The 22,555-nt window shown below is 62.5% G+C and carries 18 protein-coding genes, 3 tRNA genes and 1 pseudogene; 8 read left to right on the top strand and 14 right to left on the bottom strand.

What is annotated here, in order from left to right:
• Positions 1–847 precede the first annotated feature (847 nt).
• The 7 genes from PO883_RS09290 to cysS all read right to left on the bottom strand — a co-directional run bounded on the left by PO883_RS09290 (position 848) and on the right by cysS (position 7,222).
• Positions 848–939, bottom strand: a tRNA-Ser gene (locus PO883_RS09290).
• Positions 940–1,141: 202 nt separating this feature from the next.
• Positions 1,142–1,233: transfer RNA gene (locus PO883_RS09285), tRNA-Ser, on the bottom strand.
• A 93-nt stretch (positions 1,234–1,326) separates the two neighbouring features.
• Complete coding sequence (locus PO883_RS09280) at positions 1,327–2,574, bottom strand: aspartate kinase (protein ID WP_167086725.1); 1,248 nt, start codon at positions 2,572–2,574, stop codon at positions 1,327–1,329.
• A gap of 132 nt (positions 2,575–2,706) precedes the next feature.
• Positions 2,707–4,044, bottom strand: a complete 1,338-nt coding sequence (gene tilS, locus PO883_RS09275; protein ID WP_289309565.1) for a tRNA lysidine(34) synthetase TilS — start codon at positions 4,042–4,044, stop codon at positions 2,707–2,709.
• A 74-nt stretch (positions 4,045–4,118) separates the two neighbouring features.
• The gene (locus PO883_RS09270) at positions 4,119–5,096 is read right to left on the bottom strand and encodes an acetyl-CoA carboxylase carboxyltransferase subunit alpha (RefSeq protein ID WP_167086724.1); all 978 of its coding nucleotides are present in this window, start codon (positions 5,094–5,096) and stop codon (positions 4,119–4,121) included.
• Between the two features lie 57 nt (positions 5,097–5,153).
• On the bottom strand, positions 5,154–5,813 hold the full coding sequence (locus PO883_RS09265) for a DNA-3-methyladenine glycosylase (RefSeq protein WP_289309564.1): 660 nt from the start codon (positions 5,811–5,813) through the stop codon (positions 5,154–5,156).
• The gene (gene cysS / locus PO883_RS09260) at positions 5,813–7,222 is read right to left on the bottom strand and encodes a cysteine--tRNA ligase (protein WP_289309501.1); all 1,410 of its coding nucleotides are present in this window, start codon (positions 7,220–7,222) and stop codon (positions 5,813–5,815) included. Before cysS ends, PO883_RS09265 begins: the two co-directional genes overlap by 1 nt.
• A 273-nt stretch (positions 7,223–7,495) precedes the next feature.
• On the opposite strand from cysS, the gene PO883_RS09255 reads away from it, so the two are divergent.
• From PO883_RS09255 to PO883_RS09245, 3 genes are read left to right on the top strand one after another with little or no spacing between them, the layout of a single operon-like run.
• Positions 7,496–8,089: a peptidylprolyl isomerase gene (locus PO883_RS09255; RefSeq protein WP_289309500.1), complete on the top strand. Its 594-nt coding sequence runs from the start codon at positions 7,496–7,498 to the stop codon at positions 8,087–8,089.
• Between the two features lie 53 nt (positions 8,090–8,142).
• Complete coding sequence (locus tag PO883_RS09250; protein ID WP_289309499.1) at positions 8,143–8,631, top strand: peptidylprolyl isomerase; 489 nt, start codon at positions 8,143–8,145, stop codon at positions 8,629–8,631.
• A 37-nt stretch (positions 8,632–8,668) separates the two neighbouring features.
• Entirely contained in the window at positions 8,669–9,430 is a 762-nt protein-coding gene (locus PO883_RS09245; protein WP_289309498.1) for a UDP-2,3-diacylglucosamine diphosphatase, read from the top strand.
• Positions 9,431–9,489: 59 nt separating this feature from the next.
• On the opposite strand, the gene PO883_RS09240 is transcribed toward PO883_RS09245, so the two are convergent.
• Together PO883_RS09240 and PO883_RS09235 are read right to left on the bottom strand one after the other, a co-directional pair.
• Positions 9,490–11,352: a hypothetical protein gene (locus PO883_RS09240; RefSeq protein WP_289309497.1), complete on the bottom strand. Its 1,863-nt coding sequence runs from the start codon at positions 11,350–11,352 to the stop codon at positions 9,490–9,492.
• A 279-nt stretch (positions 11,353–11,631) separates the two neighbouring features.
• Positions 11,632–13,752, bottom strand: coding sequence for a hypothetical protein (locus PO883_RS09235; RefSeq protein ID WP_289309496.1), 2,121 nt, complete (start codon positions 13,750–13,752; stop codon positions 11,632–11,634).
• A 212-nt stretch (positions 13,753–13,964) separates the two neighbouring features.
• On the opposite strand from PO883_RS09235, the gene PO883_RS09230 reads away from it, so the two are divergent.
• From PO883_RS09230 to PO883_RS09220, 3 genes are read left to right on the top strand one after another with little or no spacing between them, the layout of a single operon-like run.
• Positions 13,965–14,330 (top strand): GntR family transcriptional regulator, encoded by a 366-nt coding sequence (locus tag PO883_RS09230; protein ID WP_289309495.1) that lies wholly within the window; start codon positions 13,965–13,967, stop codon positions 14,328–14,330.
• Positions 14,327–15,184 carry an ABC transporter ATP-binding protein gene (locus PO883_RS09225; RefSeq protein WP_289309494.1) on the top strand — a complete coding sequence of 286 codons (858 nt, stop codon included), beginning with the start codon at positions 14,327–14,329 and terminating at the stop codon, positions 15,182–15,184. Before PO883_RS09230 ends, PO883_RS09225 begins: the two co-directional genes overlap by 4 nt.
• Positions 15,181–16,140: a hypothetical protein gene (locus PO883_RS09220; protein WP_289309493.1), complete on the top strand. Its 960-nt coding sequence runs from the start codon at positions 15,181–15,183 to the stop codon at positions 16,138–16,140. Before PO883_RS09225 ends, PO883_RS09220 begins: the two co-directional genes overlap by 4 nt.
• 101 nt (positions 16,141–16,241) lie before the next feature.
• Here the strand turns inward: PO883_RS09220 and PO883_RS35075 are convergent.
• Positions 16,242–16,625, bottom strand: a pseudogene (locus PO883_RS35075) (TetR-like C-terminal domain-containing protein); the annotation flags it as partial.
• Between PO883_RS35075 and PO883_RS09215 the strand changes: the two are divergent.
• Positions 16,615–17,136, top strand: a complete 522-nt coding sequence (locus PO883_RS09215; protein ID WP_289309492.1) for a nucleotide disphospho-sugar-binding domain-containing protein — start codon at positions 16,615–16,617, stop codon at positions 17,134–17,136. The pseudogene PO883_RS35075 and the gene PO883_RS09215 overlap by 11 nt on opposite strands.
• Here the strand turns inward: PO883_RS09215 and PO883_RS09210 are convergent.
• The 4 genes from PO883_RS09210 to rnr form a co-directional block, all read right to left on the bottom strand.
• The gene (locus tag PO883_RS09210; RefSeq protein ID WP_289309491.1) at positions 17,117–17,797 is read right to left on the bottom strand and encodes a YceH family protein; all 681 of its coding nucleotides are present in this window, start codon (positions 17,795–17,797) and stop codon (positions 17,117–17,119) included. The genes PO883_RS09215 and PO883_RS09210 overlap by 20 nt on opposite strands.
• A 10-nt stretch (positions 17,798–17,807) precedes the next feature.
• Positions 17,808–18,548 (bottom strand): serine O-acetyltransferase, encoded by a 741-nt coding sequence (gene cysE, locus PO883_RS09205; RefSeq protein WP_289309490.1) that lies wholly within the window; start codon positions 18,546–18,548, stop codon positions 17,808–17,810.
• Between the two features lie 280 nt (positions 18,549–18,828).
• Positions 18,829–19,578: a 23S rRNA (guanosine(2251)-2'-O)-methyltransferase RlmB gene (gene rlmB, locus PO883_RS09200; RefSeq protein WP_167086708.1), complete on the bottom strand. Its 750-nt coding sequence runs from the start codon at positions 19,576–19,578 to the stop codon at positions 18,829–18,831.
• Between the two features lie 3 nt (positions 19,579–19,581).
• Positions 19,582–22,104 (bottom strand): ribonuclease R, encoded by a 2,523-nt coding sequence (gene rnr, locus PO883_RS09195; RefSeq protein WP_289309489.1) that lies wholly within the window; start codon positions 22,102–22,104, stop codon positions 19,582–19,584.
• A gap of 357 nt (positions 22,105–22,461) precedes the next feature.
• Here rnr and PO883_RS09190 point away from each other — a divergent pair.
• Positions 22,462–22,546 (top strand) — tRNA-Leu (locus tag PO883_RS09190).
• Positions 22,547–22,555 lie beyond the last annotated feature (9 nt).

Genomic DNA, 22,555 nt, shown 5'->3' with positions numbered 1-22,555 from the left:
TCCCTTGGCAATGCGTCATCACGCCTGCACGATCCGTACCGCTACAATTGCACTGCGCTACTGTCTAACAGCCTGTTCGAGATCTTTTAAGCTAGAAACGGCAGTTGACCGCTCAATATCGAAGCGCTTCCACCTGGAGATCCGCATGAGCATTGACTTTCGCTGCTTCGATACCGTTCACCAGTTGGGTGAGAGCGCTACAGGGTCGATTGCACACTTGTTCGGCGCCCTGGCGGCGTTGTTCGTCGTAGCAGAATTGGCCACACAAACGAGGCGCAACGCCGTAGCGCGCCCATCAGGTTAAATTCCACCTCTTTACGGTGATTCCGGCGCCGTACTTCAGTTAAATTAAATATTAAAAAATACATGCATTCCGGAACGTTGAACATTAATCATGTTGAATTCAAATGTCTAGTTACGGTGCATATTTCACGTCGATTCCGAAATTTTCGGCCTACCTGGGGGGGCTAAGCGGACTAAGCGGGCTAAGCGTTCAAAGCCCAGCGGGCGGGGAAATCAATGCCGTGAGGTTCGCAGGAGACCCGCACAAATTTGATGACGAAGGTGTGGAGACGATCCAATGCTCCTTCAGCTTCAGTGACTTCTCCCCCTGCTTGGCGTTTCGGATAGCCAGGTCAGTCAAAGGGGCAATTCGCTTAGCCATGATCGTGGGGGCATGAAATTTTGGGGGCATGGGCTTTTGGGGGCACGGAATAGGCCCCCAAACATGCCCCCAAGTGGAGAAGACACAGCTGGGCAAAGCTGGACCTTAAAAACAAAAAACCCGCAGTCTCATGACGAGCGCTGCGGGTTTTTTGTCAGTCCGGGAGCAACCCGGACAGAATTTTGGCGGAGACGGTGAGATTCGAACTCACGATACAGGTTACCCCATATGCGTCCTTAGCAGGGACGTGCCTTCGGCCACTCGGCCACGTCTCCATCCTGGCCTACACAATCTTGCTAAGCCAGAAGATCAAGATCATACCGGATTCCCGCGGCGGCGAACAGGGCTGCGGCACCTTCCGCACCGAAAAAATTAACGCTTCGCCGGGGCGTGCAGGCAAACAAAAACAAAAACCCGCAGTCTCATGACGAGCGCTGCGGGTTTTTTGACAGTCCAGCAGCAAGCTGGACAGGATTCTGGCGGAGATGGTGAGATTCGAACTCACGATACAGGTTACCCCATATGCGTCCTTAGCAGGGACGTGCCTTCGGCCACTCGGCCACATCTCCATTCTGCCCAGTAGGTTTCACCAGATCAGAAGACCAAGATCATACCGGCTGGGCGTGGATTTTGCAATGATGCGCATCCACTTTTTGGAAATATTATGCTTTTTCCAAATCAAACGCTTTATGCAGGGCGCGCACGGCCAGTTCCATGTACTTTTCATCGATCAGCACCGAGATCTTGATCTCCGAAGTCGAGATCATCAGGATGTTGATGCCCTCTTCCGACAAGGTGCGGAACATCTGCGACGCCACGCCCACGTGGCTGCGCATGCCCACGCCGACCACCGACACTTTCGACACCTTGGCGTCGCCCGAAATGCTGGCCGCGCCGATATCGGTCTTGACGCCTTCGAGCACGCCCATCGCCTTCACATATTCGCCGCGCGAGACCGTGAACGTGAAGTCGGTCTTGCCTTCCACCGACTGGTTCTGGATGATCATGTCGACTTCGATGTTGGCATCGGCCACCGGCCCCAGGATGTGGTACGCCACGCCCGGCTTGTCCGGCACGCCCAGGATGGTGATTTTGGCTTCGTCGCGGTTGAATGCGATGCCGGAGATGACAGCTTGTTCCATATTTGTATCTTCCTCAAACGAAATCAGGGTGCCCGAGTTGGCTTCTTCTTCGAGCGGCATCAGGGGATCGGTCAGCGACGACAAGACGCGGGTCGGCACGCGGTAATTGCCAGCGAATTCGACGGAACGGCTCTGCAGCACTTTCGAGCCCAGCGAGGCCAGCTCCAGCATTTCTTCAAACGTAATGGTCTTCAGGCGGCGCGCTTCCGACACCACGCGCGGGTCGGTCGTGTAGACGCCGTCGACGTCGGTGTAGATCAGGCATTCCTGGGCCTTCATCGCCGCCGCGATCGCCACGGCCGAGGTATCCGAGCCGCCGCGGCCGAGCGTGGCGATGTTGCCGTTCGCATCGACACCCTGAAAACCGGTGATGATCACGATCTTGCCGGCATCGAGGTCAGCCTTGACCTTGACATCGTCGATCGATTCGATGCGCGCCTTGGTGAAGGCCGAGTCGGTCTTGATCGCGACTTGCCAGCCGGCGTACGAGACAGCCGGCTTGCCGATCGCCAGCAAGGCCATCGCCAGCAAGCCGACCGAAACCTGTTCACCGGTGGAGGCAATCATGTCCAGTTCGCGCGGATCAGGCTGGTCCATCAATTGTTTTGCCAGGCCGATCAGGCGATTGGTTTCGCCGGACATTGCCGAAGGCACAACAATAATCTGGTGCCCCGCGTCATGCCACTTGGCGACGCGTGCCGCAACGTTCTTGATGCGGTCGGTCGAGCCCATCGACGTTCCGCCATATTTGTGGACGATTAAAGCCATAAGAGTGAAGTTTCCGCTCGGTTAATGAAAAAGGAGGGCTTTACTCTACATGCTGCGATGCAGAAAAACAAGGCAGTCGGCGGCCAAACCTATACGTTATTGCTATATCGAAATTACGTTTCTGCGTAGTCGTCAGGCCGGGCGCGCTTCCCAGCGCAGGCTGAGCAGGGACGCCGGGGCGGAACCGAAGTGATGGCAATCCATGCCGATGCCGGCCGCGAACAGTAAATCCTTGCCGCTGGTCACAACCGGCAAGCGCTCGCGCTCCCAGGCGGGCACGTTGCAAGCCTGATAGTGGTACTTGAGCGGACGGGTGGGCCGGTTGGCGGCCGGTTTGAGGCGCTCGCCGCCCTTGCGGAAGTCGATTTGCAAGGGCTGGGCGCGCAGCCAGCCAGCCTCGAAGCCCTGCTGCGCCGCGTCGAAATGCAGCACCCCGCCGTAGGCCGGAAAGGCCATGCTCGCTTCTCCGGTCCAGGTGAAGCGCTCGCCTTCCTTGACGAAAACGCCCTCGTCGTCCGGATCGCGCTGGCCGGCCAGGTCGGCCAGCTTGGGCGTGATGTGCAGAAGGTCGCGGTGGCGCCGGATGTGGCAGTCGGGGTGCGTCACCAGCAGCTGGGCGTCGTGGCGCGCTTCGACCAGCTGGGTCACCATTTCGGTCAGCCAGGCGGTGGACGGCATGCGCAGCGCGCGCAGGCCGAACCAGTAGCGCAGCATATTGTAGGCGCGGTCCAGGCTCATCGCGCGCATTCGGGCGACGTCGATGCAAGCGTCGACCAGGCAGCCGGCCAGGTCTTGCACGGCCAGTTCGGTCAACAGGCGCTGGGCCGACTGCGCGTGCGCGGCGCTGCGCGCAAAGCGTTCCTGGTAGCCGGGAAAGGCGGTGGCCAATGCCGGCATCACCTGGTGGCGCAAGGCATTGCGCGCATAGCGCGGATGGGTATTCGATTCGTCCTCGACGCAGGCGATGCCATGCGCGGCCACGTAGGCTTCGAGCTGCTGGCGCGAGACCGGCAGCAAGGGGCGCGCCATCACCAGGTCCGGGTTGCCCAGCAACTCAGGCGCGGCGTTGGCCGCGTCCATGCCGGACAGGCCGGCCGTGCCGGAGCCGCGCAGCAGTTGCAGCAGCACGGTTTCGGCCTGGTCGTCGAGATGGTGGGCGGTCAGCATCAGGCGCACGCCATGTTCGGCGCACAGGGCGCCCAGGGTGGCGTAGCGCAGCTTGCGCGCGGCCGCTTCGACGCCGGATTTGGTCTTTTCCAGCACCACGCGGCGCGCGGCGAACCGCACGCCCAGAGCGGCGCAGGCCGCTTCGCAATGCGTCAGCCAGGCATCGGCGTTGGGGCTGATGCCGTGGTGGACGTGGAAAGCAAACAGGGCAATATCGCTGGCGGACGCGTACTGCGCCGCCAGGTGCAGCAGGGCCGAGGAATCGAGCCCGCCGCTGTAGGCGATGGCCACCGATGGCGCCATGGCCCCGCCTTGTGCACGCAACGCGTCAAGCGCCTGCGCAAACTGCGCTGCAAGCGCTGCGTTGGTGGTCTGGTTCACTCTTCGGCCGGCGTCGTTTCTTTGAATTTGCCGTAGCTCATCAACTTGTTGTGACGCGCTTCGATCAGATCCTTGGTCTTCATGCCGTGGAACTGGCGCAGGGTGTCGGCCAGCGCGCGCTTGAGCATCACGGCCATGCCCTTCGGATCGCGGTGGGCGCCGCCCAGCGGTTCGTTGATGATCTTGTCGATCAGGCCCATCGCTTTCAGGCGGTGCGCGGTCAGGCCCAGCGCATCGGCAGCGTCGGAGGCGCGCTCGGAGGTTTTCCAGAGGATCGATGCGCAGCCTTCCGGCGAGATCACCGAGTAGGTCGCGTATTGCAGCATCAGCACGGCATCGCCCACGGCAATCGCCAGCGCGCCGCCGGAGCCGCCTTCGCCGATGATGGTGGCGATCAGCGGCACCTTGAGTTCGGCCATCACGTACAGATTGTGGCCGATGGCTTCGGACTGGCCGCGCTCTTCGGCATCGATGCCGGGGAATGCGCCCGGGGTGTCGACGAAGGTGAAGATCGGCAAGCCGAATTTTTCGGCCAGCTTCATCAGGCGCATGGCCTTGCGGTAGCCTTCGGGCTTGGGCATGCCGAAGTTGCGCAGCGCGCGCTCCTTGGTATCGCGCCCCTTCTGGTGGCCGATGACCATGCAGGCCTGTCCGTTGAAGCGGGCCAGGCCGCCGACGATCGACAGGTCGTCCGCATAGGTGCGGTCGCCGTGCAGTTCGTGGAAGTCGGTAAAGATTTCGTTCACGTAGTCCATGGTGTACGGACGTTGCTGATGGCGCGCAATCTGCGACACCTGCCATGGCGTGAGCTTGGCGTAGATATCTTTGGTCAGTTGCTGGCTCTTCTTGGCCAGACGGTCGATTTCTTCGGAGATGTCGACCGCCGAATCGTCCTGGACGAAGCGCAGCTCTTCAATTTTGGCATCAAGCTCTGCAATTGGCTGCTCAAAACTGAGGAAAGTTTGTTTAATCATGATACCTCCGGGTAAATTCTGGCCGCAGCATACCCCACCGCACGGCCACTTCAGGCGCTATTCTACCGGAACCGGATCGAGGCTACGCCACAAATACCACGTAGCGACCGTTCTCCACGGCTCCCAATTGGCCGACACCTCGCGCGCATCGCTGCGCGATACCGGTTCGCCGGAAAAGTAGTTCTGGCTGATACCTTGAATCAGGCCGGGATCGTCCAGCGGCAAGACATTCGGACGCAGCAGATTAAAAATCAGAAACATCTCCGCTGTCCAGCGTCCGATGCCGCGAATCTGCACCAGCTCGGCGATGACGGCTTCGTCATCCATCTCGGCCCACTGGTTGGCGTGCACGCGCTTGGCCTTGAAATGGTCGGCCAGGTCGAGGATGTATTCGGTCTTGCGCTTGGACAGTCCGCATGCCGACAATTGCTCGGCGCCGGCCTTGATCACCTGGGCCGGCGTGATCTTGGGACAGGCCGTGAGCAGCTTGTTCCAGGCCGCGTCGGCGGCCCTGGTGGTCACTTGCTGGCCCACCACGGAACGCGCCAGGGTCGTAAACGGATCGCCGTGGCCGACCAGGTGCAGGTCGCCGAACTGCGGGATCAGCTTTTTCATGATGCGGTCGCGCTTCATGAGTTCGATCTTGGCTTGCTCCCAGTACTCAGGCACCTCCAGCGGCGGCGGGGTGGCCCCCGCCGTTTCCTTGGTTGGCGCCATCATGCGCGGCGCCAGTTGGTCGTGCCGTCCGGCTTGTCCTCGAGGACGATGCCGGCCGCCAGCAACCCGGCGCGAATGCTGTCGGACTCGGCGAAGTTGCGTGCTTTTTTCGCCTCGCTGCGCTTGGCGATGGCCGCCAGGATGGCCGCTTCGTCCAGGCCGCCCTCCTCGCCGCCGGCTTGCAGGAATGCCTGCGGCGTCCGTTCGAGTAAACCCAGTACCGCCGCCAGCGCCTTGAACTGGCGCGCCAGCTCGACCGACTTGCTCTTGTTGAGCTCCGTGGCGAGATCGAACAGCACGGCGATCGCGATCGGCGTGTTGAAGTCGTCGTCCATCGCTTCGCGAAAGCGGATGGCGTAGGCTTCGTTCCAGTCGACTTCCAGCGCGGCGCCGGTATCGATGCCGGCCAGCGCCGTGTACAGGCGGGTCAGGGCGGACTTGCCATCCTCGAGGTTGGCCACGCCGTAGTTCAGCGGGCTGCGGTAATGTCCGCGCAAGATAAAGAAGCGGATCACTTCGGCGTCGTACAGCTTGAGCACGTCGCGGATGGTGAAGAAATTATTCAGCGACTTGGACATCTTGACGGCGACCTGGGTCTCTTCGTCGACCACGCGCACGAAGCCGTTGTGCACCCAGTAGTTGGCCATCGGATGGCCGAACGCGCCTTCGGACTGGGCGATCTCGTTCTCGTGGTGCGGGAATTGCAGGTCGGCACCGCCGCCGTGGATGTCGAAGTGCTGGCCCAGGGTCGCGCACGACATGGCCGAGCATTCAATATGCCAGCCCGGACGCCCGCTGCCCCAGGCCGAATCCCATTTGACTTCGTCCGGCTCGGATTCCTTGGACGCCTTCCACAGCACGAAGTCGAGCGGATCGCGCTTGCCGGTATTGATATCGACCCGTTCGCCCGCGCGCAAATCGTCGAGCGACTTGCCGGAAAGCTTGCCGTAGCCGGGGAAATTGCGCACCGCGTAATTCACGTCGCCATCCTCGGACTTGTAGGCCAGGCCCTTCTGTTCGAGCTGGGCGATGATCGACAGCATCTGCGGCACATAGGCGGTTGCGTGCGGCACCACGTCGGGCGGCAAAATGCCGAGCGCCGCGGTATCTTCGTCCATGTACTTTTCGAAGCGCGAGGTCAACGAGAAAATCGACTCGCCGTTTTCGACGGCGCGTTTGATGATCTTGTCTTCGATATCGGTAATGTTGCGAACATACGTGACCTGGTAGCCCGATACCTTGAGCCAGCGGTAGATGACGTCGAACGCCATCATCATGCGCGCATGGCCGATATGGCAGTAGTCGTAGATCGTCATCCCGCACACGTACATGCCGGCTTTGCCGGGCTCGATCGGGGTGAATACCTGCTTTTCACGCGCAAGCGTGTTGTAGATCTTTAATTGGCTCATCGGATTCTTACTCGTTACAGCGGGCGCCGCGCCCGGGCAAAACGACAACCGGGCGCGATCGCCGCAGTGGGCGCGCGCCGGTCAGGCGTAGTTTGCATCGAGATCGTCGGAGCCCTCTGTCTTGTTCTTCTTTGATAGAATGGGACGTTCTGTCCAAAGTATAGCATTGTTAAAATCCCGGCTGGCCGCATATGGATCAGGTTTATTTTTACGGTAAAGGCTTGACAGCCTCTCCGCCATATAACAACAAGCACCTCACGTCAAGGATTTCAAATGCAAGATTCGTTATTGTTCCGCATGCCCCTGGTAGCCCGTTTCCTCACCCTGTTCTGCGGCCTGACCCTCAGTACCGCCGTGCTGGCAAGCGATACGCCGCACGTCTCGCTCAAGACCAGCATGGGCGAAATCGTCCTTGAACTGGACCAGGAAAAAGCCCCGAAAACCGTCGCCAATTTCCTCCAGTACGTGAAAAGCGGCCATTACAAGGGATTGATTTTCCACCGCGTCATCAACGACTTCATGATCCAGGGCGGCGGCATGGATGAAAAGATGCTGCCGCGCCGTACCAATAAACCGGTCCAGAACGAAGCCAAGAATGGCTTGCTGAACGTGCCCTACTCGGTCGCCATGGCGCGCACCCAGGACCCGAATTCGGCCACCTCGCAGTTCTTCATCAACGTCGCCGAAAACACCAATCTCGACTATCCGGGCCGCGACGGCTTCGGCTACACCGTGTTCGGCAAGGTCATTTCCGGCCAGGACGTGGTCGATAAAATCAAGGGCGTGATGGTCGACGACGTGCGCGGCAACCAGAACGTGCCCGTCATGCCTATCGTCATCAAGTCGGCAAGCATCGTGAAGCAGTAAAATAGCGGGCGCATGCAAGCACCCTCACAACAACTAACCAACAGGACACCAATATGGCCGTACTCATCACCACCAACATGGGCAACATCACCGTCGAACTGGACGCCGAAAAAGCACCGAAATCGGTTGCCAACTTCCTCGACTACGTGGCCAAGGGCCACTACGACAACACGATTTTCCACCGCGTCATTGGCGACTTCATGGTCCAGGGCGGCGGTTTCGAGCCAGGCATGAAACAAAAGCCAGCCGAGCAAACCGTGGAAAACGAAGGCAAGAACGGCCTCAAGAACGAAATGTACACCCTGGCCATGGCCCGCACCTCGGCGCCGCACTCGGCATCGGCCCAGTTTTTCATCAACGTCAAGAACAATGGCTTCCTCGACTATCCAGGCCAGGACGGCTGGGGCTACGCCGTGTTCGGCAAGGTCAGCGAAGGCACCGACGTGGTCGACAAGATCCGCAAGGTCAAGACTGCCAACAGCGGCATGTTCGCCGACGTGCCGGTCGAGCCAGTGATCATCGAAAAAATCACGGTTATTTAAGCATGATGCGCGGGCAAACCACACCGGCAGTGCAGCGATGACCCTGCCCGCGCGAACGCTCGCGCTGTTTATCTCCGACCTGCATCTGCAGGCCGCGCATCCGCGCACGGTCGAGGCCTTCTTCGCTTTCCTGGAAGAACGCGCGATGGCCGCGCGCGCGCTGTACATTCTGGGCGACCTGTTCGAGTACTGGGCGGGCGACGACGACCTCGACGCACCCCTGCACCGGCAGATCGCCACGGCCATCCGCGCCGTGCGCGACGCCGGCATTCCAGTCTACTGGATCGCCGGCAACCGCGACTTCCTGGTCGGCCAGGCGTTTGCCGACGCCGCCGGCATGGCGTTGCTGGCCGAGCCGCACATCGCCGACATCGGCGGACAGAACATCACGCTGGTGCATGGCGACGCCGAATGCAGCGACGACATCAACTACATGGAATTTCGCAGGCAGGTACGCCAGCCGGCCTGGCAGGCGCAATTTCTCGCCATGCCGCTGGCCCAGCGCAAGGCGATCATCGCCAACCTGCGCGAAGGCAGCAAGGAAGCGCACAGCACCAAGACCATGGACATCATGGATGTCACGCCGCAGGCGATCGACGCGCTGTTCGCCGCCACCGGCACCAAGGTCATGATCCACGGCCACACGCACCGCCCGGCGCTGCACGAGAAGGATGGCACGCGCCGCTACGTGCTGCCGGACTGGGAACCGGATGGCGAGCCGCCGCGCGGCGGCTGGATCGCCATCGGCGACGATGGCGCCATTACGCGCCACGACCTCGACGGCAAAGTCATCGGCTGAACCGGCCGGCGCAGCGCGCACCGTGGCGTTGCGGCCGGCGAGGCCGCAACGGGCTGCCGTCAGTCGGCCGGCAATGGCGTGTGCAGCACGGCGAAGCCTGTCATGCCGATCAGCATGCCATTGCCGATGGCGATACCGCCAAGCACCGGCTTGCCCCATGCCAGCGCCGGGGTCGATACGCTGCCGTCCGGCTTGACCTTGCGCAGCAAGCCCTGCCCGCTCAAATACATGTCGCCATTCGGCGCGAACGCCATTTCCACCGTCCCGTGAAAGCCCAGCATGGCGGTGCCGACGGGGCCGTCACGGTCGCCCATCCAGCCGGGCGAGCCCGCGAACACAGTCAGCTTGCCGGCCTTGCTCAATTTATATACGGCCACACGGCTGATATCCGCCACGTACAGGTTGCCAAGGCGGTCGTAGGCGATACTGGCCGGCTCGACGAAAAGGTCGTTCGGGTCACCAGGCCGATAGCCTGCATCGCCAAGCAGTTCGGTCACCTTGCCCGACGACGCCACCTGGCGCACCCAGGAATAGCCGGCTATCGCCAGGTTCTCTTCGGCATCGACTGCCATATCGACCACGTCGCTGCCGCCATGCGAATGCGCCATTACCGTTGTGGTCGCGCCGCGCTCGATCCGGGAAATCCTCTCGTTGTCGGCCACATACACGGCGCCGTTCGGACTGATCGCAATGCTGTAGGGATGCGTAAAGACAGCGCCCTTGACGCCATTGCCGGCAAACACGCTCACCACGCCGTCCGGACTGACCATGCGCACCAGGTTGGTGTTGTAATCGGCGATGTACAGATTGCCGGCCGCATCGGCGGCGGTGCCATCGCGCCGGTTCAAGCGCGCCGCGCTGCCCTTGCCGTCCACGCTCGCGCTGGTCACCGGCGTGGCGGCCGATGTCGTGACCACGCCGGCCGGCGTGATCGTGCGGATCGCCGGGGCGCCGGTATCGAGCGCCAGTACGTTGCCCGAGGAATTGATCAACAGTTGGCTGATGTACGAGAAGCGCGCCTGCGTTCCCGTGCCGTCGCGCACGTCGCCGCCCTTGGCGTCGCCAGCGACCGTGGTGACCACGCCGCGCGGGGTGACCTTGCGCAAGGTGTCGTAATCGCTGACATAGACATTGCCCGCCGCATCGACCGCGAGGGCGCGCGGCGACCTGAAACTGGCTGCGGCGCCGGTGCCGTCGCGTACGCTGCCTTCCTTGGCGTAATCGCCGCCGGCGATGAAACTGGCCAAGCCACCGGCGATGCGATAAATACGCGCGCTTTCAACCACGTAGAGCGAACCGTCGCCGGCCACCGCAATGCGCGATGGCCCGCTGATTTTCCGCTCGTTCGCGGGATCATTGGTCCAGATAACACGGCTCACCACGCCGGCCGGGGTCACGCGGCGGATGCCAAGCTTCTCGATCACGAGGTAGTCGCCATTGACGTCAAGCACGATCTCGCCAGGTCGCCCGAACAGCGCTTGCGCGCCCGTGCCGTCCTGGATCGGTATCGCACCGGTACCTGGCTGGCACACCGGTTCGCGCACGCCGGCGAGCGTGCTGACCACGCCGCCCGGGGTAATCTTGCGCAAGGTGTTGTTGCAGGTATCGGTCACGATCAAATTACCGGCCATGTCGACGATGATGCGCGACTGGTGGTTGAAGTTGAAGCTGGCCGCGCCGCCAGCGCCATCCTGGCTGCCGTAGTTGCCGATCGAGCCGGCCAGCACCGACATCGCGCCCGAGGGCGAGAGCTTGAAGATGACTTGCTTGGCGCGGTCAACGATATACGTATTGCCGGCCTTGTCGAGAGCCATGCCGGTCGGAACCTGCAGCACGGTTTCCTTGCCGGCGCGCACGGACTGCATGCAGGTGATGCCGAGCGCGGCCATGTCGTCGTCGCCTGCGGCCATGTAGTCGGTCACACCGGCGGCGCCACCACGACGGGGGTGGCCGGGGTGGACGAGCCACCCGAGCCCCCGCCACCGCAGGCCGTGAAAAACAGGCATGCAAGCAGTGCAGCGCCGCGACGCGCTGCCGTCGAAGGGGGAAAAGGCAGTTGGTTGTGTGGCATTGGGTCTTTTATCTATCTGGAAAATATCTGAGAAGGCGGAATATACCGATTTTGCTTGCGCAACACTACTCATATGTTCGGAGCGGGGCGCCGCGCAGCCGCCAACAAGGCCGGCTGCGCGCGGCGCTGCTTACTGCGGCAGCGGGGTCTCGAGGACGGCGAAGCCGGTCATGCCCAGCAACCGTTTCTGGCTGTACGCGATGCTGGTCAGGCTGGGGTAGCTCCAGGCCAGCACAGGCGTCGATAGCGTGCCATCCGGGGTGATCTTGCGCACCTTGCCCGAGCCGGTCAGGTACATGTCGCCATTCGGGACAAACGTCATGTGCACCGGGCCGTCGAAGCCCAGGCGTGCCATGCCGGGGGCGCCATCGGCGTTGCCGTCAGCGTCGAAGGTGCCCGCAAAAACCGAGACATGGCCAAGCGTGTCGCGCTTGAGGATCGTATGGCTTTCCAGATCGGCGATATACAGGTTTCCAGCCCCATCGAAGGCAACCCCGGCGGGGCGGTAGCCATACAACTCCCGTGCGGGCGGTGCCAGTTTGGCGACATCGCTCTGTTCGACCGTGATCAATATATCGCCGCGCGGGTTCAGCACGCGCACCCCCGTGCGCCCGACCGTGGCGATATTGCCGACCGAATCGACCGCAATATGTTCCACCATCGTGCGCTCGTCCTGCGCCACCACCGTGATCAGGACACCGTCCTCGATCCTGACGATCCGGTCGACATCGGAGACATACACCACGTCCCTGGCATCGACCGCGATCGATTTTTGTTCGGCAAACGCGTCGGCGCGAACGCGTCCCCGCTCCGCGCTGTTGCGGACCCCTGCAACCCCCGCCAACAAGCTCGCCGTTCCGTCGGGGCTGACCCGCCGCACCACGTTCGCATGGGGGTCGAGAACGTATGCGTTTCCTTTGGAATCGGCTGCCATGCTGATCCCGTATTGGAAGCGCGCTACGCCAGCCGGTCCGTCCAGCATGCCGCTGGTCGCTGGCGTCGCCGCGAAGGTGCTGACGTCGCCCCCCATCGACACCTTGCGCATGACGGAACCGTCGACAACGATCATCTGCCCTTGGGGATCAAAGGCCAGCGCACCCAGGCTACTGAAACGCGCAACGTTTTTATTCCCATCGCCGGCGCCTGGACTGTCGCACTTCCCCGCCACGGTGCTCACGATGCCGTCGGATGAAATTTTCCGGACCGACGAAGAGTCGCTGAGGTACAGATCGCCGGATGCATTGAATGCCATGTGGGTGACCATATCGAGCTTGGCGTTCAGACGTGGCCCGTCGGGTGCGCTACGCTCCAACGTACCTGCCCAGCGCAAGGCTTCCCCATCCTTGATCCGATAGATCAATTCCCGACTGGAGAAATAAATGATGCCGTTCCGGTCAACGGCCAGCCCACGGAGCTTGCTGGGGACGGTCGGACCATTCATATCGGGCTGGGCCCACACTATGGTGGTCACCGTGCCGTCCTGCGTGACGCGCCGCACCACGTGCGTCGCGCCTTCCGCGACCAGATAATCCCCATTGATGTCGAGCGCAATGCTCTCGGGAGCCTGCAACAATGCGCCCGCCCCCACGCCGTCGCGGCTTTCCGGATGGCCAGAGCACCCTGCCGTACGAGTACCGGCCACGGTACTCACCATTCCCTGGGGGGTAATCCGCCGTATCGAAAAATTGCAAGTGTCCGCGACAATCAGGTTCCCTGCCCTGTCGATCAGCATGCCGGAGTTTTTCGTGAACCGAAAGCTGGCGTCGGCCCCTTGCCCATCCTGGCTGCCGTACGACAAGTCGGAGCCGGCGAGCGTGGTGACTACCCCTGCGGGCGTTATTTTCAGGACAAGCTGCCTGGTCGAATCGATCACAAACGTATTGCCATCCTTATCGACGGCAACGCCCGCCGGTGATTGCAACAAGGAGGGAACTCCGGAGAGCACGTGCGGCAAACGTGACGCCTGCGGTGGCGCGACGGGAACCACCGGCGTTTCCGGTGTCGGTGCCGGTACCGCCGAAGGCGCAGGCGACGAGCCGCCAGAGCCGCTGCATGCCGCCAGCGCGCAGCAGAGCAACAGCGCCGTGGAGCGCGACAGCGCCTGAAAACGAGGGGAAACCGACTGGATCGAGTCATGCCGCATGGTGTTGTTGTCCTTAAAGATACTTGTGGTCGTGAATGCAACAGAAACTTCTTGATAATATTTACACGAAGAAAATAAACCACACCTTTCTTTGTAGACCCGACTCACGCCATTTCCCGGAAATGCCCTGAGCTGCAAGCGAACCAGCCATTCCCTCACTCAAGGTCGAGCCGCGTCTCCCTTGCCCCGTCAAATTATTCTTCCATTTTTGAGCTTCGGTGTTATAGTTAACTACATCACCATCAAATCACCTCACCACCTCACCAACAGGGAGGAATCATGTCTCACCAGGCAGCACCACACCACCGGAAGGGCCCGCCATGACGATCGGCTGGAACGACAACACGCCCATCTACCGCCAGCTCAAGGACAAGGTCATCGGCATGATGCTCGATGGCGCCCTGAAAGCCGGCGACGCCCTGCCCTCGGTGCGCCAGGTGGCGGCCGAATACCAGCTCAATCCGATCACCGTCTCGCGCGCCTACCAGGAACTGGTGGACGAGCAACTTGTGGAAAAACGAAGGGGAATTGGCATGTATGTGACCGAAGGCGCGAGCGAAAAACTGCTCGCCAGCGAACGCGAGCGCTTCGTGCGCGAAGAATGGCCGGCCATGCTCGAACGTATCCGCCGCCTCGGCCTCGATGTCGACCAATTGCTGCGCCCGCAAGACGGAGGCAAATCATGAACGCCGTCATGACAGCCCGTGGCTTGAGCAAGCGCTACGGCAAGTCGGTAGCGATCGACAACATCAGCTTCGAGATTCCCGCCGGCAGGATCGTCGGCTTGATCGGCCCCAACGGGTCCGGCAAGACCACCACCCTCAAGGCCGCGCTCGGCCTGACCGCGTTCGAGGGCACGCTGTCGGTGCTCGGCTTCGACCCGCGCACCGAGCGCGATGCGCTGATGCAGCAAGTGTGCTTCATCGCCGACGTGGCGATCCTGCCGCGCTGGCTGCGCGTATCCGAGGCGATCGCCTTCGTGGCCGGGGTGCACCCGCGCTTCGACCGCGCCAAGGCTGAACGCTACCTGGCCGCGACCAAGCTCAAGCCGGAGATGAAGGTCAAGGCCATGTCCAAGGGCATGATCGTGCAGCTGCACCTGGCGCTGGTGATGGCCATCGACGCCAAGCTGCTGGTGCTCGACGAGCCGACCCTGGGCCTGGACATCCTGTACCGCAAGCAGTTTTACCAGAACCTGCTGGAAGACTATTTCGACGAGAACAAGACCATCATCATCACCACCCACCAGGTCGAGGAGGTCGAGCACATCCTCACCGACCTGATGTTCATCCGCGACGGCAAGATCGTGCTGTCGGCCTCGATGGACGAGGTCGGGGCACGTTTCGTCGAGGTCATGGTCGCACCCGACAAAGTCAAGGCCGCCAGCGCCTTGCAGCCGATCGACCAGCGCACCGTGTTCGGCAAGTCGGTCATGCTGTTCGACGGCGTGGCGCGCGAGCAGCTCGCCGCCCTTGGCGAAACCCGCAATCCCAGCGTCGCCGACCTGTTCGTCGCGACCATGAAAGGAAGCTACGCATGAATACCCTGAAATGGCTGCTTAAACGCGAGTTCTGGGAGCACAAGGGAGCGTTTTTTTACGCGCCCGTGATCCTCGCGGTCGTCATGGTCGGCGTCACCGCCCTGACGCTGGGCTTTGGCATGTACTGGTCCGAAGCGCCCTTCCGCCACCTGCTGGCGGCAGCGGCAGCGGGCCGCGCGGCCATGCCTGGCGGCCTGGCCGGCGTGGGCGACCTGCTCGCCACGCTCAGCCTGCTGGCGGCCTCGCCGCTATTGCTGCTGCTGGCCGCGTCCACGTTTTTCTACTGCCTGGCCGCGCTGTATGACGAGCGGCGCGACCGCAGCATCCTGTTCTGGAAGTCGCTGCCGCTGTCGGACACGCATACGGTGCTGTCGAAAGTGATCACGGTGACCATGGTGGCGCCCCTGATCGTCATTGGCGTGAGCACGGCGACCTCGGTGCTGCTGGTCTTGTTCGCCGGCGCGATCGCGGCGCTGAACGGAGTGAACCTGTTCGGCCCGGTGCTCTCCAGCCCGATTTTCCTGCTGGCCCCGCTGCGCTCGCTGGGCATGCTGCCGGTGTATATGATCTGGGCGCTGCCGACGGTCGGCTGGCTGCTGATGGTGTCGGCCTGGGCCCGCTCCAAGGTCTTTTTGTGGGCCGTGGGCGTGCCGGTGATTGCGCTCGTGCTGGTCAAGTGGATCACCTATGTGCTGGGGGCCGGGCCCGCTGCCGGCACGCTGATGCAAACGGTGGTGGGGCGCATCCTGCTCGGCCTGGCGCCCGGCAGCTGGCTGGGCGGTGAGAGCAGCGCGATGGGTAGCCACGGTGCGCATGTCGCGATCGACCGCGTCAATGGGCTGCTGGCCGATTCCTGGGCTACCCTGGCGTCGCCCGGCGCGTGGGTCGGGGCGGTTGCCGGAATGGCGATGATGTACGCCGCGATCCGCCTGCGCCGCTTGCGCGACGAAGGCTGACGCCCGGCCCATTTGCCGCGAGCGCGCCGTTGCCCCGGGGCGCCGGACCCCGCGCGGGAACGGCGCGCGCTCAGCGCGCGCGCCAGCACCTCGGGCTCATGGCCCGGCAACATTCCGTCGAGCAGCAACTGGGCCAGGCCGTGCACCATGCACCACAGCTTCAGGCTCATCACCGCCACATCCTTGCCCTCCCCGCCACTGCCTTGCAGCATGCGCGCAAATGCCTGCGTCACGCCTTGCACCGCCGCCGGCAGGCCGGGATGGCGGCTGCGGTCGGCGATCAGCGGCCCGTACATCAGGCGAAAGCGCCCGGGGCGCTCCAGCGCGAAGCGGACATAAGCCTGCCCGACCGCGGCCAGGGCATCCTGCGCCCCGCCCGCAGCCTGTTCGATGTACAGCGCGAAGTCCGCGTAGCCCTTGGCGGCCAGCGCCGCCAGCAACGCTTCCTTGTCCTCGAAATGCCGGTAGCACGCCGTGGCGGACACGCCGGCCCGGCGCGCCACCTCGCACGTGTTTTATGCCGCCTCGGCCGAGGCGTGCCGGCTGTCCGGCAAGCGCGGCATCCTGATCACCGCGCATACAGCGCAGCTGCCGGCCGCGCTGCCCCCGGGCGTGGCGCATGCCGATTACGTGTCATTCAAGGCACTGTTGCCGCGCGTGGCGGCGTTTGTCCATCACGGCGGCATCGGTTCGACCAGCCAGGCGCTGGCGGCCGGCGTGCCGCAACTGATCCAGCCGATGGCGTTCGACCAGTTCGACAATGCCAGCCGCGCGCTGCGGCTCGGGGTTGCCCGCTGTAGCGCGCCGAAGCGCTATACGGCCAGCGCGGTGGCGGACCAGTTGCACCAGCTGACGGCCGACCAGGCGCTCGCGACCCGCTGCAAGGCGGTGGCGAAAATGACCGCCGCCAGCGCCGGGGTGGACGAGGCGTGCGACCTGGTGGAGAAGGTACTGGCCGGGGTGAGCCCGGCGCCAGTTACTCGAACTGCGTCTTGAACGCCAGGAATTGCAGCTTGAGGTCGTCGACCTCGGCGCGCAGGGAAGCGACTTCCTGCTCCAGCTGCGCCACCCTGCTGCCCTGGGCCGGCGCACTGACCACCCCGAACGCGGATTCCTGCTGCGACAGCGCGGCGTCGCCGCCCAGAAGCTGGCCGTAGCGCGGCTCCTTGGTGCCCGGCGCGAGCGCCAGGCGGGCCACGATCGGCGGGTATTTATCGATCAGAAATTGCAGGCAGGACTCGACATCGGCCACCGACTTGAATTCGTGCAGGCGCCCGCTGCGGGTGCGGATTTCGCCCGCCGTCTGCAAGCCGCGCAGCATCAGGATCGTCAGCACGGCCAGCTTGTCTTGCTCCAGCGACCATTTGATGCGCATGCGGTGCTCGTACTTGGTCACGCGCGCGCCGGCCTGGGTGATGCCGTTGACGAACTTGCGCTGCATCAGGCGCTGCAGCACATCCTGCACGGTTTCATCCGACAGCTGCATCACCGGATCGCGGCTCGACAGCTGGTTGCAGCCATTGGTGATGGCGTTGAGCGACATCGGATAATTGTCTGGCGTGAGGCCTTCTTTCTCGGCCAGCACCGCCAGCACGCGGATTTCAAACGGGTCCAGCAAGGCAGCGCCGTCGGCGCCGCCCGTTATTTCTAGTGTCATGCGTGTGTCCTTACTCGACCAGTTTATTGAGCTTTACCGAATCCAATTTATCACACTCGGGCGTGCTCTGGCAGGCGATTCCGGCGCTCTTCATCAGGGCCATCAGCCGGTCCAGCTGTTCGTCCTGGCGCGCCGCGTGATTGATCAGGCCATGCAAGGCCTTGGAGAGCGGATCGTCGCCATTCGGGGTGACCCCGTAGGCCGAGAACAGATGCGCGCTCGCGCGCGTGTCGGCCTCTTTCTGGACGATGTGGGCCGGGTTGCCGACCGCCGTGGCGCCGGCCGGCACCGGCTTGATCACCACCGCATTCGAGCCGACCTTGGCATACTCGCCCACTGTGAACGAGCCGAGCACCTTGGCGCCGGCGCCGATGATGACGCCGCGTTCCAGGGTCGGATGGCGCTTGGTGCCGCTGTTGAGCGAGGTGCCGCCCAGGGTCACGCCCTGGTAGATGGTGCAGTCATCGCCGACAATGGCGGTTTCGCCGATGACCACGCCGAAACCATGGTCGATGAACACGCGCCGCCCGATCGTGGCGCCCGGGTGGATTTCAATGCCGGTCAGGATGCGCGCCAGATACGAGATGAAGCGCCCTATCCATTTCAGCTTGCGGGTCCAGCAAGCCTGCGCCCAGCGATGCATCATGATGGCCTGAAAGCCGGGATAACAAGTGAACACTTCCCATCCGTTACGGGCGGCCGGGTCGCGTTCAATGATGCTCTTGATATCTTCGCGCAGGTGTAAAAACATAAACAGGGACGTGGGGACAGTTGCGATACAGGCATGGTAGCGTATCCGACCGTCTCCCGCTTATGTATGGTCAATTTGCCAGATGCGCATGATGATACTTGCAAGAAATTTACAGTGTTGCGTCGCCATGCAAGGGGCGGACTACCTTGGCGCGCATACCGACCTGGCCAATGCGTGCAAGTCCACCACGGACAGCACCAACAAGATGAGAACCTGCAAATAGGGGGAGGAGCGGCGCGCCGGCACGGATATTTCCGCGCCGGCGTGCCCGGTCCTGGACTTAGACCTGGCCTTCGCGCGCGATGCGCTGGCGGCGTGCTTCGTACAGGCAGACGCCCGACGCGACCGAGACGTTCAGGCTCTCGACGGAGCCGAACATGGGAATACCAACCAGCACGTCGCAGGTTTCGCGGGTGAGGCGGCGCATGCCCTCGCCTTCCGAACCCATGACGAGCGCGGCCGGACCACTGAAATCGGCTTCGTACAAGCCCTTGTCCGCATCATCGGTGGTGCCGATCAGCAGGATGTCGCGCTCCTTGAGTTCGCGCATGGTGCGCGCCAGGTTCGTGACCGTGATGTACGGCACGGTTTCAGCCGCACCGCTGGCGACCTTGGCCGCCGTGGCATTCAAGCCAACCGCGCGGTCCTTCGGCACGATGACCGCGTGCGCGCCGACACCGTCGGCCACGCGCAGGCAGGCGCCCAGGTTGTGCGGATCGGTGATGCCGTCGAGGATCAGCAGCAGCGGCGGACCTTCGATGGCGTCGAGCAGTTCATCCAGGTTGCGTGCCAGCGCCAGCTGGCTGGCAAAGGCAATCACGCCCTGGTGGCGGCGGGTTCCGACGATCTTGTCGAGACGGGCCGAATCGACCGGCATGACGCGCACGCCGAGCGCCTTGGCGTTGGCGATGAGATCGTGCATGCGGCGATCCTGGCGGGTCGCATCGACAAAAATCTCTTCCACCGACGAGGCCTCGTGACGCAGACGCGAGGTCACCGCGTGGAACCCGAAAATCATTTTATTCTTCATGTGTTATCGCTTGCTCTTATTCGTTTTGCTTGATGTTTTATTGCTCGTACCAACGGCTGGTTTTGCCGACCGGGATGGCGCCTTGCTGGCCGTCGACCCGGACTTGCTGCGTTTTGGCTTGCTGCCCGATGCTTCCGCGCCGACGCTCTCGTCGAGTTCGTAACGCGAAGGCGTGTTGCCCGCGCTGCCACCGGCACTCTTGCCGGACGAGCGGCCCGACTTGCTTGACTTGGCCGGCTTGGCGTCGAGTGCCTTGTGGGCGGCGCTTTTCGGCTTGCCCGCACCGCTATCGGCCTGCACGCTGCTACCGGCCAGCACCAGGTCGATCTTGCGCGCTTCGAGGTCGACGCGCGAGACCTGCACCGTCACGCGGTCGGTCAGCTGGTAGCGCTTGCCGGTGCGTTCGCCGCGCAGTTCGTGACGCGCATCGTCGTACTGGAAGTAATCGGTACCGAGTTCGGTGATGTGCACCAGGCCTTCGACGAACAGCGCGTCGAGCTGCACGAAAATGCCGAAGGTGGTCACGCCCGAGACCACGCCGGTGAATTCTTCACCCAGCTTGTCCTTGATGAAGTAGCACTTGAGCCAGGCTTCGACATCGCGCGACGCTTCGTCGGCGCGGCGTTCGTTGGCCGAGCAGTGCACGCCCAGGGCGTCCCAGATGGTCAGGTCTTTTTCGTGCTTTTGCTTGCCGTCGGCCTTGTCCTTGGCCTGCTGCTTGCGCGCGGCGTTCGACACGGTCGAATTCAGACCGGTCAGGTCGATGCCCTTCGGCTCGTACTTTTTACCGAGCAAAATGGCCTTGATGGCGCGGTGGGTCAGCAAGTCGGGATAGCGGCGGATCGGGCTGGTGAAGTGGGCATATGCCTCGTACGCCAGTCCGAAGTGGCCGATATTGTCCGGGCTGTAGACCGCTTGCTGCATCGAACGCAGCAGCATGGTTTGCAGCAGCGAGGCGTCCGGACGGTCCTTGATCTGCTTCATCAGTTCGGCGTAATCGTTGGCGGTCGGCTTGTCGCCACCGTTCAGATTCAGGCCGACCTGCTTGAGGAAGGTGCGCACTTGGGTGAGCTTTTCCTTGGTCGGCGAGGCGTGGATGCGGTAGGTGCCCGGATGCTTGTGGCGGATCAGCAGGTCGGCCGCGCAAACGTTGGCGGCCAGCATGCATTCCTCGATCACCTTGTGCGCATCGTTGCGGGTGCGCGGAATGATCTTTTCGATCTTGCCCAGCGCATTGCAGACGATATAGGTTTCGGTGGTTTCGAAATCGATCGCACCGCGCACCTGGCGCGCCTTGTGCAGCGCGTGGTACACATCGTACAGATTGAGCAGGTGCGGGACGATGGCTGGACGGCGTGCCGCTTCCGGACCGGCGGTGTTACCGAGGATATCGGCCACTTCGTTATAGGTCAGGCGCGCGGCCGAGTGGATCACGGCCGGATAGAACTGGTACGCCTTGATCTCGCCCTTGTCCGAAATGACGGCATCGCACACCAGCGTGAGGCGGTCGACGGCCGGGTTCAGCGAACACAGGCCGTTCGAGAGCTTCTCGGGCAGCATGGGAATCACGCGGCGCGGGAAATACACCGAGGTGCTGCGTTCGAGCGCATCGACGTCGAGCGCATCGTTCGGCTTCACATAATGGGACACGTCGGCAATCGCCACGATCAGGCGGAAGCAGTTGGCCTTGCCGACCTTGACCGGCTCGCAGTACACCGCATCGTCGAAGTCGCGCGCGTCTTCGCCGTCGATGGTGACCAGCGGCACGTCGCGCAGGTCGACCCGGTCTTGCAGGTCGGCTTCGCGCACTTCGCCGGGCAGCTTGGCGGCCGATTTGAGCGCGGCGGCGGAAAAGATATGCGGCACGCCGAACTTGCGCACGGCAATTTCGATTTCCATGCCGGGATCGTCCAGGTCGCCGAGCACTTCGACCACGCGGCCGGCCGGCTGCTTGAAGCGCGATGGCTGCTCGCTCAGCTCGACGCTGACGATCTGCCCCGCCTTGGCCTTGCCCGGCGAACCGGCCACCAGGATGTCCTGGCCGATGCGTTTGTCTTCGGGAGCGACGATCCAGACGCCGTTCTCATGGAGAAGGCGGCCGATCACATGACTGTTGGCGCGCGTGACGACTTCGACGATGGTGCCTTCAAGGCGGCCGCGGCGATCGGTTCCTGTGACTTTGGCGAGCACACGGTCGCCATGCAGGACTTTCTGCATCTCTTTGTCGGACAGGAACAGGTCTTCACCCGGTTCATCAGGGATGACGAAGCCGAAACCGTCGCGGTGCGCACTGACCTTGCCGGCGATGAAGCCGGAATGGTCGGCCAGGGCGTAATTGCCATCGGCGTCGGCGTGGATCTGGCCGTCGCGCTGCATGGCATTCAAACGCCTGGTTAACACCTCCAGCGCGGCTGGCTTGACCTTGAGCGTGCGGGCGATGGCTTCAAGATCAAGCGTCGTGCCCGCGTTGCGGAAAATGCCGAGAATGTCCTCGCGGCTGGGAATGGTATGAGTAATTTGGTTCAAATGGTTTTCTATAATTGTTTTTGGCAGCGCTCGCGGGAAATGCCTGACCGGATAGCTGACACAGTGATTATTGACACGGTGATAGGCGTAGTGTAACGGAGGTCGGTCCGATTCGCCTAACCGAAGCGTGCTTTGAAAGATTCTTCGCTCAGGCCTGTGACATTTCCAAATTTTCGGCTATAATTTTGGTCTTTCGCGGAAACACAACGTCGACGCGGAAGAAAAACGCAGCATATTTGCATGGTGTAGAGCAAAAAGAGTAACGAAAGTTAGTCTGGCGCAAAACTCCGAAAGCGAGTATGATAGCAGAAGTCGGCGGCAACGCCGGTTTGCAGCAAAAGAAGTAGGCAAGATAATGCCCACGTGGCGGAATTGGTAGACGCGCATGGTTCAGGTCCATGTGCCGCGAGGTGTGGGGGTTCGAGTCCCTCCGTGGGCACCACTCCCTGGA

Source organism: Massilia sp. DJPM01 (genome assembly GCF_030348125.1).
In the GTDB taxonomy this organism is placed as follows: domain Bacteria; phylum Pseudomonadota; class Gammaproteobacteria; order Burkholderiales; family Burkholderiaceae_D; genus Telluria_A; species Telluria_A frigida.
This window is presented reverse-complemented; position numbering and strand designations above follow the sequence as displayed.

Coding starts and splice junctions, on each gene's coding strand:
- PO883_RS09250 (WP_289309499.1), top strand. CDS start 8,143: ATGGCCGTACTCATCACCACCAACATGGGCAACATCACCGTCGAACTG.
- cysS (WP_289309501.1), bottom strand. CDS start 7,222: ATGAGCCAATTAAAGATCTACAACACGCTTGCGCGTGAAAAGCAGGTA.
- PO883_RS09280 (WP_167086725.1), bottom strand. CDS start 2,574: ATGGCTTTAATCGTCCACAAATATGGCGGAACGTCGATGGGCTCGACC.
- PO883_RS09220 (WP_289309493.1), top strand. CDS start 15,181: ATGAATACCCTGAAATGGCTGCTTAAACGCGAGTTCTGGGAGCACAAG.
- PO883_RS09270 (WP_167086724.1), bottom strand. CDS start 5,096: ATGATTAAACAAACTTTCCTCAGTTTTGAGCAGCCAATTGCAGAGCTT.
- PO883_RS09255 (WP_289309500.1), top strand. CDS start 7,496: ATGCAAGATTCGTTATTGTTCCGCATGCCCCTGGTAGCCCGTTTCCTC.
- PO883_RS09225 (WP_289309494.1), top strand. CDS start 14,327: ATGAACGCCGTCATGACAGCCCGTGGCTTGAGCAAGCGCTACGGCAAG.
- PO883_RS09230 (WP_289309495.1), top strand. CDS start 13,965: ATGACGATCGGCTGGAACGACAACACGCCCATCTACCGCCAGCTCAAG.
- rlmB (WP_167086708.1), bottom strand. CDS start 19,578: ATGAAGAATAAAATGATTTTCGGGTTCCACGCGGTGACCTCGCGTCTG.
- PO883_RS09210 (WP_289309491.1), bottom strand. CDS start 17,797: ATGACACTAGAAATAACGGGCGGCGCCGACGGCGCTGCCTTGCTGGAC.
- PO883_RS09245 (WP_289309498.1), top strand. CDS start 8,669: ATGACCCTGCCCGCGCGAACGCTCGCGCTGTTTATCTCCGACCTGCAT.
- cysE (WP_289309490.1), bottom strand. CDS start 18,548: ATGTTTTTACACCTGCGCGAAGATATCAAGAGCATCATTGAACGCGAC.
- PO883_RS09265 (WP_289309564.1), bottom strand. CDS start 5,813: ATGGCGCCAACCAAGGAAACGGCGGGGGCCACCCCGCCGCCGCTGGAG.
- tilS (WP_289309565.1), bottom strand. CDS start 4,044: ATGGCGCCATCGGTGGCCATCGCCTACAGCGGCGGGCTCGATTCCTCG.